We start from the raw sequence: 12,284 nt of genomic DNA, 5'->3' as shown, positions 1-12,284 counted from the left end.
CACCTATGGATTTGAACGCCCTTGAAGACTTTCGCCTGGTGGCCACTCACGGCGGCTTTGGCCGGGCCAGCCGCGCTAGCGGCCGCTCCAAAGCAACGTTGTCGCGCCGTGTTGCGGAGCTGGAAGATGCTTTGGGCCTGCGACTTATTGAACGAGGCATGCGCAGCCTGGAATTGACGGAAGCCGGCCAGTTGTTGCTGGCGGGGACGGAGGGGCCGATGCGCGATGTCGTTGACACGCTGGAGGAGGTGCGTGAAGGCATGGCCAGCCCGAAAGGTCGCCTTCGTATCGCGGCGCCGCTCGTTTTCTCCCAACTGGCACTGGGACGGCTAGCCGCCCAATTCGTGGCGATCTATCCCGAGGTCGAGGTCGAAGCCGTGGCAGAGGACAGGCTGGTTGATCTGGTCGAAGAACATTTCGATGTAACGGTTCGCATCAATCCACGCAAGGACAGCAATCTGGTCGGGAGGTGTTTTGCGAGGGATCGTCTGGTCCTGGCAGCGGCACCATCTATTCGCATGCCACGCAGACGTAGCGACACGCCTTGCGCGGTTCCGGCGGTGGTAACGCCGACCTATCGCGAAGGAGACATCTGGACGATACGCGATAGCAAGCTCACCATCGAACCACAGCCGGTGTTGCGCCTCTCCTCGTTGCTGATGGTGCGTGATGCGATCATTGCGGGCGCCGGAGTGGCGTTGATGCCTCAGTCCATCATCGGTGGGGCAATCGAGAAAGGCGAACTGGCGGTATGGGGAGAAGTAGGTGAAGAAGTCGAACTCTGGATCTTGCACATTTCCCGTCGCTTGCAGAGCCCTAAAGTTCGCGCTTTCGTGGAGTTTATGTGCGCACAGTATCGAAGTGGTGTGTTCACTATTTGATGTCGGTTGATGGGGAGCACCGGCCATCCATTTCGCGATGCTTTATCGAGTCGCCGAAGTTATTTCACATTGAACTGGTCGCTTCGTCGCTGTTGATCGCCAAATCAAACAAAGCTAGCTCTCGATTCCGTTGAAAATCCCGCTCTTCATTTGCAAAGTATTTATGGAGTCTTGAGAAAGACCGTATCGTAAATTTTACGGATTTCAGCCACCGATTCCGGGTCGTGCCACTTCTCCACGATACTGCGGTAATAAGGTTTTTTGCGATTAGCGATCAGTACCTTATTGATCTGCTCAATGACATTTCGCCCCCAATCATTTTTTGGGCACATTACCCGGTTGTAGACAACTTCGTCAGTTTCCTGAGTAGGAATAGCGACCAGTTCTCCAGGGCGATTCATCAGTCGTGCCTGATCAAATGCCAGCAACGGTAACTCGATCATGTAGTCGATACGCCCAGCCAACAACATGCTAATGGCTTCGACTTGTTCAGAATAATTTTCTCTCGGTGGATATGCCGCCAGAAGTTTGTCTACTGTGGGACTGTAGGATCGATCGCGCATCACCGAGGTGATGAACTGACGGTTCTGTAGCAGGGCCTGTAGTGATTGCGGGGCTTTGAACTGGGCCATGCGGTCGCGACGCACAATGATTCGCAAGGGAAGAAAAATCGATGTGGGCAGAGAGAAATAACCATAGGCCTCACGTTCCGGTGTTTTCAACATACCGATATAACACCAATGGCTGCCTTTTTTAATTTCGCTGATCGTACGTGGAAACGGCGCTGCCAATTCCACATGCTGATACTGAGGCAGATTCTCCGTAATCACGCCAAGCGTCAGATCAAAAATTCCCTGATGTGCCCACTCTCCCTCTCGAATCATATAGGGCGGTACATGATGTTTACCCCATATGATCTGGTCGGCAGCCATTGCACCTGGACATAGGAGAGTCGTCAACAGGAGGAGCAAAACATAACGCAGAACTCTATGCAACATCGCTTACTTTCTTCAATCGTACCGGAAGGTGCTATTCCGCAACCAGAACCTGGTTGCGTCCCGTTAGTTTTGCGCGATACAGGGCTGCGTCGGCTGTTTGCAGTAGCGTATTGACATCCCCCTCGTGCTGAGACGGAACACAGCTGGCAACAGCGACGCTGACCGTGATGCGCCCGAAACTTGATAACGCGTGAGGCATGTCCAGGGAAAAAATAGCGTCGCGCATTCTGTGCACAATACTAAGCCCCGATTCGCTATCAGTGTCGGGTGCTATGAGTGCAAACTCTTCTCCACCATAACGCGCGACGGTGTCGCCGGCCCTGCCGACAGTTTGTCGCAAGGTACTGGCAACTCGGCGCAATACTTCGTCCCCGGCAATGTGGCCATAGTGGTCGTTGTAATGTTTGAACCAGTCCACATCAAATAAAGCGACCATCAACGGTTTGCCATTGCGGGCGCAGCGCCGCCACTCCTGATCGAGGGTCTGATCAAAACAGCGGCGGTTGGGAATACCGGTGAGCGCGTCGGTCAGGCTGAGCAGTTTGAGTTGCTCGTTGGCTTGCGCCAGATCGTGGGTGCGTTCGGCAATGCGCAGTTCCAGCGACCTGTTCAGAACGCGCAGTGACTCTTTTTCCTGCTGCAACTCGTCGTAGAGCGCGCGGTTTTGTCCCATGTGTTTTCTTATGCTTGCCAGCATGGCGTTGATGGCGTCTGCAAGGAAATGCAATTCATGCTGTTTTTTCCCGAGCAACGCTATGCTTTGCTGCGTATTGAGTTGATTCAGATCCTGCTCCCGTACAAAGGAGCTAAGTTCGGTAATGGGCGCGCCTAGCCAACGGTTAAACACATACAGGAAGATGAACCACAACACCAAGGTCTTGATAATGGAATTGATAAGAATGAGCATGAATCCATAGGCGACTTTTTTGACGACGACGTGACGGCTGGAGTACACCGTCCAGGAGCCGATATCGTGGCTGAGATTATGTTCGTCAACATAGAGGATGGGAAAGCGATGGCCGATAGCGGCATTCAAGAAGTCAGACGCTACCGGGCTGCGCACGCCATCAGCGTTGACATGCGTCTGTATTCCGTCGCTGTCATCAATGTTTCCCAACGCGAGCCTCACACGTCCCTGGGGATCTTCTATCTTGACGCCAGTCACGACAGGCAGATTACTGATGCCCGTGAGCGTAGCCTTTTGCACATCGCCTTGAAAGCGCCATGTCGAACTGGCCAGACTGGCGCCAAAAGTCTGCTCCATGGCCGTCAGTTCGTTGTCGATTCCCGCTTTCGTATGCTGATATTCAGCGCCCAACTGAATGCAAGTAACAATGAGAGTCACCACAAAGTAACTGCCGAAAATGATGCGTAGCAAATGTACAGCCAAAGAATGCTTTGAGACAAAATTCATGTTTTTAAGCCGACGGGTATGCTTTGCTCAAAGGAAAACACGTTACCAGGATCGTATTTCTTTTTTACTTGCATCAATCGTGCCAGATTATCTCCATAGTAAGCTTTTGCCCAATCCGGGAGGGCCCGGCTAGGAAAGTTGACGTAGGATTGCGGCAACATGAATGGCTGCATGGCCGCAAAATATTCCGTGAGCCACGCTTGCTGCCTGCGCACCACATCCGGACGATCTATCGGCGCCCAGGCGCTTTCCATTTCAAATATGTAGTTGGCCTTTCGGTGCACGTACGCGGAGGCATCCGGCGCTACGTCCCTGACCTTGCCTCCGATGGCAAATAGAATCCCCATATTTTCCGGCAGCAGCGAGCCTCCGGGCCATTTCATCATCCATTGCAGCATTGTCTCCAGCGCTTCCGGTGGCAGGGTTTCGGCCACGTAGCTTGAGCGCAGGTCATACATGCCGTTCGGATCATCGGTTATGAGATAGTCACGCGCTTGCCAGTAGCTCATCTGGCGGATATCGCGCTTGATCGGTTTGACCAGCTTGAGTGCCGGAGCGAGCGCTTCCAGCGCCTTGTCGAGCGGCCCGAAAAACTGGCCCAGTGTGGTTACTTGCAACTGATCGCGTCGCGGCCGCGGTCCGGGGGCATCGGGATAGGCCTTGGTGCGGGTTGAAATCTGCAGCGCGTGATTGTTTTGTATTTCCTGCAATGTACTGAGCAACTCGATTTGCTTTTCGGCCGGCCACAGGATGTTGAAGATCGTCACGTCATCCTTCACCTCGTGCAACGCGAAACTGAATCCCGTGTTGACGCCAAAGTTACCGCCGCCACCGCCGCGGAGAGCCCAGAACAGGTCATTGAAGTCGCCGTTGGCGTCGGCGCTGATCTGCCGGCCATTGGCCAGCACGATATCCGTTTGTACCAAGCTATCGCAGGTCAGCCCTGCATGGGTTGCAGCAAAACCCCAGCCGCCCCCGAGCACCAGGCCGCTGGCGCCCACGGTGGGGCAGCGGCCGGAGGGAATAGCAAAGCTGGAGCCGCTGAAGGCGTCGGCCATATTTTGATTGTTGGCGCCAGCCTGAATGTAGCCGCGATTTTTATGGATGTCGAACCACACCTTGTTCATGGCCTTGACGTCGATCAGCAAGCCTCTGGTGGTTGAGAAGCCAGCATAGTTGTGGCCCCCCGAGCGAATCGCAAACTTCTCGCGATGGTCTGATGCCCAGCGCAGGCAAAGCTGGACGTCGTGCGCGTCTGCGCACATCGCTACTGCCAGCGGCAATACATCGGCATAACGGGCATTGTTGGGCGCTGCAGCCATCGCGTAGCCCATTTCACCTGGCAATATCAGGCGACCATGCAAGCTGCTGCGCAAAGCCCGTAAATTTTTTGGTGAATGGAGTGCAGGCGCCGCATTCACTGCTGCAGGAAAACCGCCCGCGTATAACAACGCAGATAACGCAGCCCCTGTTTGCAAAAACTTGCGCCGTGGCATGAAATTGGAATCGCGCATTATTACCCCCGTTGAAGTTTATTTTTTCTGTTCGCGCGAATGGATTCGCTTAGGGGATTAATTTTATCCGAACCGTATGACCGTATTATTTTGGTTTACCTTGATCAGCCAACAAGTGCAGTTCTTTCTAGACCTCCGGTATGGTGATCCCTGTAAGTATTGCCAAAAACCAACGAAATACTGTCGGTGTGCTTATTGGCAAGAGATGATTCCCCTCTGCAATTGCTAAACAACGGAGGTGCGGTCAAGGTTTCTTGGACGTTAGGTCACAAGATGATTGGTGGTCAGATTTACTGCGGCCTAATGCAAACTCCGATGCCTCGGTGCAAACGCGTAAAAATAGTCCGGACGAATTTGTCTATTTGTGTTCATGCATGTTTCGCTACTGGCCGGAACCTACCGTTAATACCGAAGCGACCAAGTCACGCGAGTGACTTCATGTTGTGCTGCGAGTTTCGAGTGATGAGGAGGGGCTTACGATCAATGCGGGGCTGTGGCTATAAACAAACCGTGGCGTTCCGTCCACTCGCCTTTGCCTGATACATCGCCATATCCGCACGGTGCAGCAGCGATTCCAGATCGTAGCTATCGGCAGCGACGCCGATGCTGATGGTCACGCCGAGATTTTCTGTTTGCCAGGGAATCGCCGTGTCGGCGACGGTTTCCCGAAATTTATCGGCAAGTATTTTGGCAGCGGCGATCTCCGTATTCGGCAGCAGGACGGCAAACTCTTCCCCGCCGAAGCGGCCGCATATATCCGTTTTACGGAATTGAGATTCGAGCAAATGCCCCATTTTTTTCAGCACAAGATCGCCGGCGCCATGACCATGGGCGTCATTGACGTGTTTGAAAAAATCGATATCGATCAGCAGAATGCTGACTGGATGCGCGTTGCGTTCGCACAGGCGAATTGCCTGTTCGCCGCATTCGGCGAAGGCCCGTCGGTTGAAGATGCCGGTGAGGGCATCGGTACGGGCCATGTTTTCTGCGATATCGCGGGCGTGTTGCAACTGATAACTCAGCAACAGGCTGCTCTGCATGGCCTTGGAAAGTACTTTTGTCCCCAGAAATGCGGTGGCGATCATGACGGTGGAAGCGATCGCCATGCCAAGTGCGGCCTGGCCCGGCTGGATGTACAGCCATAATGTGCTGGGTACCATCACGCAGCTCATTGCGCAGATTGTCATTACGCGATGAGAGGCGTAGGTAACCATGCTGCCACCGAGCATGCCGGCCAGGAAGAACAGCACAATCCCCTGTTGCATCGTTTTGACTTCGTGTATCAGATACAGCGCCCCCAGTCCCCATATAAGCGAAGACAGCATGAGCGTTACCGCATAGGGACGTTCCCAGGCAAGAATCTGCTGCCCCTGAGGGCGAGTCCCAAAATAACGCAAGAACATGATCAGGCGGATAAGTGTGCTCACACCAAGCACGCTAATCCATGCATAGACAGCGTGCGGCGAAATGCTCCCCCACAGTGTCCAGCACATGATGCAGGCGATCAGCAGACTCAGAAAAAGAGCCGGGAAAGACTGACGAAAAAGAAGTGAAAGCCTATCGGCGCGAATCGCCGCGTCATAGGGGGATACAAGCTGGTCGGGAATCGTCGGCGGAACGTTTGTCATTATTTTATTGGCTTTAACGAGTTCCCGTGGGCTGCCGCCATTTTTGCAGGAAGGAGAGAACGACGCTGTCTTTACGTTTGTCGAAGCATAGGGAGCGCGCTTATCTTCTAATTATTTGTCATGTTGTGCAAGAGGGAAAGAGCTTGCCCGAAGAGTTGCTCGTGCGACATTTTTAAAATTGAAATGTCGATGATTATTGATTTGCAGGTTCGTTTCAGTCAGCGTCGACTAGGAAGCGGTGGCCTTTTCGATTTTCTGGTAAAGCTCTGCGGCGCCTCATCTTTACCGTATCCGTGTTGAATTTCGTGCCTATTGAAAGACGGCTTCTGGCCGAGAGCTGCCATCTTCAGATGGGCTTATGCTAGCTGTACGAATAAATTTTAGTCATTATTTTTACCCAAAATCTCTTTTGGCAACACACACAAGTACTTCAAAATCCTCTGCAATTTGCTCGTAAGGGTTTCCAATGTAGCCGCATCGGCCATTCGCAATTGCCGCCCCCTGACGCAGTGTGTCTAGATGTTCAATAAAGCTCTCTGCAGTACCGAACACGGGGCCAACTGCCTCGACCAAACGTTCAGTTCTTTCAGGATGTAATGACCGCAGCGCAGCCCAAAGGTTAATTGCGTCCATGTTTAACATTGGTGGTAAGGGCCTGTTGCGCGAGGTAAATTAGATATCTTCTTCTGGCCGTTTGCTGACGTCAAAAGAAATAACCTACAAGCGCGTCTTCGATCGGTGAACGGTACGCCCGATAATAAAACCCGCCAGAGTAGCCAGGAGGGAAATAGGCCACTTTTCTGCGTCGTCGAGGAAATAGGACTCCAAGACGGTATTCAGTGCTACCCAGGCGAATCCAAACGCGGCCAGAGCCCCCATAACACCATAGGCACTATGTTCTCGTGCCGATACGGCGATTGAGGCAGTCGCAGGGGGATTTGCATTCCGAGAGGTGTCCACGTAACGATCTTTCAGTCGGAAGACGAAGTGCAGCGTCCTATCACCGACAAGCCATTTAACCGGGGTTTCTGGTCCGACATCGGCCATCCAAACCGGTGGAGCTGACGGAAAAACCTCTGCAACCTGGCGATCATCGATTTCGACGCTTAATCGATCATGGGTAGATGAATACTGCAGAAAATCTGATTCACATATTTTTCCTAGCAGAGTTTCCATTGTGGCTTTTGAGTCTACCTCGTAGACGGCATCAAGCCTGTTGATCTGGTCATCAGCAGAACAACAAGCTTGGCGAAGAACGTTGATTCGCATGGTTTAATTAATGAAGTAGTCTGCTTCTGGCCGGAAGCGGACACCGTGCAGTCATGTTCCGGGCGCACTAATTCTTAGAGATATTGATGCGAATAGTGTTGAATGGCTATGCCAAGAAAGCTAACCATAGCAGGATGATATGCATTGTGGAAATTCCGCATGTCTTCATTCTCTTCGTAAAACAAACTAATCCCAATATAGGCTTGCTTCGATGGAGTATAAAAACGGGAGAGAATTTTGTAGTGACGCTCTATTAACGATTGGACCTCCGGTGAGGTAGCGTCAGAATCTTGAATTAGTGGGCTTAACTCTTTATATAGAACGTCCCAATCTTGATGAACCTTATTTTTATCTACATGGGACCAGTTGTCAGTTGCGGATAGGGACGCGGCCTGCTCTGTAGCGAGTGCATCTCGGCATTCTTGAAAGTATTGAGGGGTTGTGTTTTGTGTCGTCATTATTTTTGGGTGATAAGCGGTTCTACTCATAGTCTCCAAGAAAAAAATCTTCTTGTAGCGATTGCGGGCATCATAGCGACGCACAACTAGGAGAGCAACGGAATCTTAAAGGTCTGTTCCCAAACGACAAAAACCTTCAGCATTTTCTCTTCCCCCTCCAAGCAAGAAAACACATCGACGCTACAAGATATTGTGTATTGGATGGCTGCTTCTGGCCGATTGCGGTCGTTGAGACTCTGGTGCACTGGATCTTGCATCAAGTTGCATCGTTTTTTGAAATACATAAATTGGCAGATGAGTTCTTTCTCAGGCGGGCTTCTTTCAGAGATTGCAAAGTCTCTCGGATAGAGGCCGAGTTCTTATCTGATATACCCACGATTCTTCACGAAGAGTTATACGGATATCACTCATGTTTTCACTTAAGATCAGAAGAGCGAGATGGACTACGAACCGTGACGCAAGTCAATTGCGTCACCCGATGTTTATAAAAAAACCGAGTGCGTTTAGTTTATACAATTTACTTGACACGGTATTTTGTTGGACCGATACTAAAACCCATATTAATTTTGTGACTATAGAAGTTACGAAATTTTCACTCTGTTTTTTGGCAGCAATATTGCTGCATAAATAGTGGCTATACAGCCTTCGATCTGCGCGTCAGCGCATCGAAGGCTTTTTTTTTCAAATTCACGGTTGTGGCAGCAGTACTGCTGCTTTACATATACCGGGCTATAAAGCCCCCGCTTTGCGCATGTGCGCATTCGGGGGCTTTTTTTTTGCGTTAAAGGCGGCTATGGCAGGGCATGGACAAAAAATTGAGACAGTAAAAATCGCTTGCATACAAATGGAGCCGCATATCGGCGACGTTTCCGGCAACCGGGCGGCGGGCATCTGGCTGATTGAAGCCGCGGCGCGCCAGGGCGCCAAGGTGATCGTGCTGCCGGAGCTATCCAATTCCGGCTATGTCTTCAACAGCACTGAAGAAGCGTTCGGTCTGGCTGAAGAGGTGCCGGACGGGGCATCTTGCCAGGAATGGATTGCCGTGGCGCAGCGTCTCGGCTTGCATATCGTGGCAGGCATCGCTGAGCGAGAAGGAGGGGTGCTCTACAACAGCGCCGTGATGATCGGGCCGGATGGCTACATCGGAAAATATCGCAAGCTGCATCTCTGGAACCAGGAAAACATTCACTTTGCGCGCGGCAATCTCGGCGTGCCGGTGTTCGACACGCCGTACGGGCGCATCGCTGTGGCGATCTGTTATGACGGCTGGTTTCCCGAGGTCTATCGGCTTGCCGCGCTGCAAGGTGCGCAGCTTGTTTGCGTGCCCACCAACTGGGTGCCGATGCCGAGCCAGCCCGCCACGCGCGACCCCATGGCGGTCACCTTGACCATGGCGGCGGCGCACGCCAATTCTCTCTTCATTGCCTGTGCCGATCGTGTCGGCGTCGAGCGCGGTCAGGAGTTCGTTGGTCGCAGTCTCATCACCGATTGCAGCGGCTGGCCGGTGGCCGGGCCTGCCAGCATCGCGCAGGAAGAAATCATCTACGCAGAAATCCGTCTGGCCGATGCGCACGAGCAGCGTCGCCTGAACAAATTCAATCAACTTTTACAAGATCGACGCAACGATGTCTATGGCAGTTATGACATCGCTGACGCGACAATCGCCGCCGCCGAAGTATTGAAACAGACATTCGAAAAATGAAGTGTCGGGGCGAGGCGGCATGCGTGGGGACGGAAGTGGTGTGAAGGGTAGCGAACAGGGAGTTCTTTCATTTTCAATCATGGGGAAAACAATGAAAAGTTTCATGAAGAAAAAATCGGCAGGGATGGTGCCGGCAGCAATCGTGGCGGCAATGGTGGCTGGCTTCGCATCGCCGGCGAAGGCACAAAGCAACGTGACTATCTATGGCAATCTCGACACCGCCATCGGCAAGACCAGCAACGGCGCCGTGACGATGGGGCCGGGATATTTCAACTGGCTAGGCTTCAAAGGCACGGAACAACTCGATGGGGACCTGAAAGCCGTGTTCAATCTGCAGATGCGGTTCAATCCCGACACGGGCGGCTTGTCGAATCCAGGTACCTTTTGGCAAGGTGAATCTACCGTCGGCCTGCAAAGCGCCACGCTCGGGACGGTGCGTCTCGGACGGGCGATGACGCCGATGTGGAATTCGCTCTGGTTGTTCGAGCCGTGGGCCAATGGCGCGACTTTTGCTACGTTGTCGGGATACCAGACGGGCAGCTACAGCAGTGATGGGGTAACCGACACGGCACAGAATTTTGCAACGTTTGCGCGTATTAACAACGGCGTCTTTTACGATTCGCCGAGCTGGTCCGGCGTCCATTTTTCCGCTGCGGGCGAGGCGGAACTGGCGCAGGGCGCGCGTGCGCGCAACAAGGGTCTGTCGTTGAACTATGACGGCGGGGCCTTGACGGCGATGGTGTCGTACGAAAAGAACCATCAGTACGATGAAATTGCCTATGCGGGCGCCACGTATGTGCTGGGAGGACTCAAGGTGTTCGGCAGCTATGCGCATACCAAAGTATTGAACGTGAAACCGGAAAGCCTGTATCTGCTGGCCGCGACTTATGCCCTGAATGCCAGCGATTCGCTGCGCGCCGGCCATGGTCGCAACAGCGGACTGCGCAGCCACAAGACCAGTCTGGGTTACGTACATGCTTTCTCGAAGCGCACCAGCGTGTATGCCGACGTGTGGAATGAACACGTCACCACCGGCGTCAACGGCTACGTCGTTGGTATCAGTCATTCGTTTTAAGGCCGGCGTAAACGGCCGGCTCGGCAATTAATGTTCAACGCTGCTTGCGTCACACGCGCAAGAGGGCGTTCAATGAAACCATCTCAGGGAGATACATCATGTTCAAACACATTCAACTTCACACGCAACTGCATACCCTTGCCCTGGCCGTCGCCTGTCTGGCGGCAGGTTCCCCGGCGCTGGCGGCGGACGCCATCAAGATCGGCGTGCCGATCGGCCTGTCCGGCGCCAACAGCGTGGTAGCGCCGGGCGTGGTGCAGTCAGCGCAATTGGCGGTCGATGAAATCAACGCCGCCGGCGGCGTGCTCGGTCGCAAGCTGCAACTGGAAATCGCCGATGACGGCTCCGGTGCCGTCGGCGCACAAAAGGCCTTCGATTCGCTGGTGTTTCAAAAGAAGGTCGACGTCGTGATCTCGATGGAAACCAGCGCCGCCCGCAATGCCGGTCTGCCCATCGTCAACCGTGGCAAGGTGCCGTACATCTACACCTCGTTCTATGAGGGACATTCGTGCAGCCCGTGGCTGTTCGTCAACGCCTGGGTGCCCGAGCAGCAGGTGCCTCCGGTGGTCGATTACTTCATGCACTACAAGAAGGCACAAAACTTCTTCCTGGTCGGCAGCGACTATTCCTTCGGTCGCGGCATGCTGGCGTTCACCCGCAAGTTCATTGAAAGCCAGGGCGGCAAAGTGGTCGGTGAGGAATATCTGCCGATGGATGGCACCGACTGGACCGCGATCCTGAGCAAGCTGCGCGTCAGCAAAGCCGATGCGCTGATCACCTCGACCGCCGGCGGCGCACCAAACGTGTCGCTGACCAAGCAGCTGCGCGCCACCGGCCTGAACATGCTGTATGGCAATCTCGCCGTGGATGAAGGCACGGCCAAGAGCATGGGGGCGGACGGCCAGGGCTTGTATATCTCGGCGTCCTACGTCACTGGTATCGACAGCCCACAAAACAAGAAATACCTGAGCGACATCACGAAGAAGTTTGGCGCTGACCTGAAGGTGCCCAATGACTTGTCCGTGCCGCAATACGAAGCCATCTATCTGTACAAGGCAGCGGTTGAAAAGGCCGGCGGAACCCAGGCCGACAAGGTACGCCTGGCGCTCAGCGAAGTGTCCTATGACGGTCCGCGCGGCCACGTGCAAATGTCCAAACAGCATCATGCGCCCTTGAACATGTATCTCGGCCAGGTGCAGGCGGACGGTAGCGTCAAGGTGATCCAGAACTTCAAGAATGTCAGCCCCGGAGAGCAATGCCCAAGTAATTGAAGCAGTGCGGGCTGCATGGTAGTGAAGCAGGTTCGCGCACCGGCCCGGCCGGTGCGCGGCGGCAAACCGGCAAA

General features: G+C 53.7%; 11 protein-coding genes. 4 read left to right on the top strand and 7 right to left on the bottom strand.

Features of this window, described 5'->3' with window-relative positions:
- Nucleotides 1-5 precede the first annotated feature (5 nt).
- Nucleotides 6-881 (top strand): LysR family transcriptional regulator, encoded by an 876-nt coding sequence (locus PQR63_RS08530; RefSeq protein ID WP_408167353.1) that lies wholly within the window; start codon nucleotides 6-8, stop codon nucleotides 879-881.
- A 161-nt stretch (nucleotides 882-1,042) separates the two neighbouring features.
- On the opposite strand, the gene PQR63_RS08525 is transcribed toward PQR63_RS08530, so the two are convergent.
- The 7 genes from PQR63_RS08525 to PQR63_RS08495 all read right to left on the bottom strand — a co-directional run bounded on the left by PQR63_RS08525 (nucleotide 1,043) and on the right by PQR63_RS08495 (nucleotide 8,162).
- Complete coding sequence (locus PQR63_RS08525; RefSeq protein ID WP_408167352.1) at nucleotides 1,043-1,879, bottom strand: TIGR02285 family protein; 837 nt, start codon at nucleotides 1,877-1,879, stop codon at nucleotides 1,043-1,045.
- A 31-nt stretch (nucleotides 1,880-1,910) separates the two neighbouring features.
- Nucleotides 1,911-3,293 carry a GGDEF domain-containing protein gene (locus tag PQR63_RS08520; protein WP_408167351.1) on the bottom strand — a complete coding sequence of 461 codons (1,383 nt, stop codon included), beginning with the start codon at nucleotides 3,291-3,293 and terminating at the stop codon, nucleotides 1,911-1,913.
- Nucleotides 3,290-4,807, bottom strand: coding sequence for an FAD-binding oxidoreductase (locus tag PQR63_RS08515; protein ID WP_408167348.1), 1,518 nt, complete (start codon nucleotides 4,805-4,807; stop codon nucleotides 3,290-3,292). The genes PQR63_RS08520 and PQR63_RS08515 overlap by 4 nt, the downstream gene beginning before the upstream one ends.
- Nucleotides 4,808-5,304: 497 nt before the next feature.
- Nucleotides 5,305-6,435: a GGDEF domain-containing protein gene (locus PQR63_RS08510; RefSeq protein WP_408167346.1), complete on the bottom strand. Its 1,131-nt coding sequence runs from the start codon at nucleotides 6,433-6,435 to the stop codon at nucleotides 5,305-5,307.
- Nucleotides 6,436-6,828: 393 nt separating this feature from the next.
- Nucleotides 6,829-7,068, bottom strand: coding sequence for a hypothetical protein (locus PQR63_RS08505; protein WP_408167344.1), 240 nt, complete (start codon nucleotides 7,066-7,068; stop codon nucleotides 6,829-6,831).
- Between the two features lie 84 nt (nucleotides 7,069-7,152).
- A complete protein-coding gene (locus PQR63_RS08500; RefSeq protein WP_408167342.1) occupies nucleotides 7,153-7,704 on the bottom strand; it encodes a hypothetical protein in 552 nt (183 codons plus the stop codon).
- Nucleotides 7,705-7,778: 74 nt separating this feature from the next.
- Nucleotides 7,779-8,162, bottom strand: coding sequence for a TipAS antibiotic-recognition domain-containing protein (locus tag PQR63_RS08495; protein ID WP_408167437.1), 384 nt, complete (start codon nucleotides 8,160-8,162; stop codon nucleotides 7,779-7,781).
- A 793-nt stretch (nucleotides 8,163-8,955) separates the two neighbouring features.
- Here PQR63_RS08495 and PQR63_RS08490 point away from each other — a divergent pair.
- From PQR63_RS08490 to PQR63_RS08480, 3 genes are all read left to right on the top strand, one after another.
- Entirely contained in the window at nucleotides 8,956-9,864 is a 909-nt protein-coding gene (locus PQR63_RS08490) for a nitrilase family protein (protein ID WP_408167341.1), read from the top strand.
- A 103-nt stretch (nucleotides 9,865-9,967) separates the two neighbouring features.
- Nucleotides 9,968-10,939, top strand: coding sequence for a porin (locus PQR63_RS08485; protein WP_408167339.1), 972 nt, complete (start codon nucleotides 9,968-9,970; stop codon nucleotides 10,937-10,939).
- 98 nt (nucleotides 10,940-11,037) lie between these two features.
- Nucleotides 11,038-12,210 (top strand): substrate-binding protein, encoded by a 1,173-nt coding sequence (locus PQR63_RS08480; RefSeq protein ID WP_408167337.1) that lies wholly within the window; start codon nucleotides 11,038-11,040, stop codon nucleotides 12,208-12,210.
- The last annotated feature ends 74 nt before the right edge of the window (nucleotides 12,211-12,284 follow it).

It is taken from the genome of Herbaspirillum rhizosphaerae (genome assembly GCF_046025915.1).
Taxonomy (GTDB): Bacteria; Pseudomonadota; Gammaproteobacteria; order Burkholderiales; family Burkholderiaceae_D; genus Herbaspirillum; species Herbaspirillum rhizosphaerae_A.
This window is presented reverse-complemented; position numbering and strand designations above follow the sequence as displayed.

Bases quoted from the DNA above. Each gene is read 5' to 3' on its own strand.
- PQR63_RS08530 (WP_408167353.1), top strand. From the start codon at position 6: ATGGATTTGAACGCCCTTGAAGACTTTCGCCTGGTGGCCACTCACGGC.
- PQR63_RS08525 (WP_408167352.1), bottom strand. From the start codon at position 1,879: ATGTTGCATAGAGTTCTGCGTTATGTTTTGCTCCTCCTGTTGACGACT.
- PQR63_RS08520 (WP_408167351.1), bottom strand. From the start codon at position 3,293: ATGAATTTTGTCTCAAAGCATTCTTTGGCTGTACATTTGCTACGCATC.
- PQR63_RS08515 (WP_408167348.1), bottom strand. From the start codon at position 4,807: ATGCGCGATTCCAATTTCATGCCACGGCGCAAGTTTTTGCAAACAGGG.
- PQR63_RS08510 (WP_408167346.1), bottom strand. From the start codon at position 6,435: ATGACAAACGTTCCGCCGACGATTCCCGACCAGCTTGTATCCCCCTAT.
- PQR63_RS08505 (WP_408167344.1), bottom strand. From the start codon at position 7,068: ATGGACGCAATTAACCTTTGGGCTGCGCTGCGGTCATTACATCCTGAA.
- PQR63_RS08500 (WP_408167342.1), bottom strand. From the start codon at position 7,704: ATGCGAATCAACGTTCTTCGCCAAGCTTGTTGTTCTGCTGATGACCAG.
- PQR63_RS08495 (WP_408167437.1), bottom strand. From the start codon at position 8,162: ATGACGACACAAAACACAACCCCTCAATACTTTCAAGAATGCCGAGAT.
- PQR63_RS08490 (WP_408167341.1), top strand. From the start codon at position 8,956: ATGGCAGGGCATGGACAAAAAATTGAGACAGTAAAAATCGCTTGCATA.
- PQR63_RS08485 (WP_408167339.1), top strand. From the start codon at position 9,968: ATGAAGAAAAAATCGGCAGGGATGGTGCCGGCAGCAATCGTGGCGGCA.
- PQR63_RS08480 (WP_408167337.1), top strand. From the start codon at position 11,038: ATGTTCAAACACATTCAACTTCACACGCAACTGCATACCCTTGCCCTG.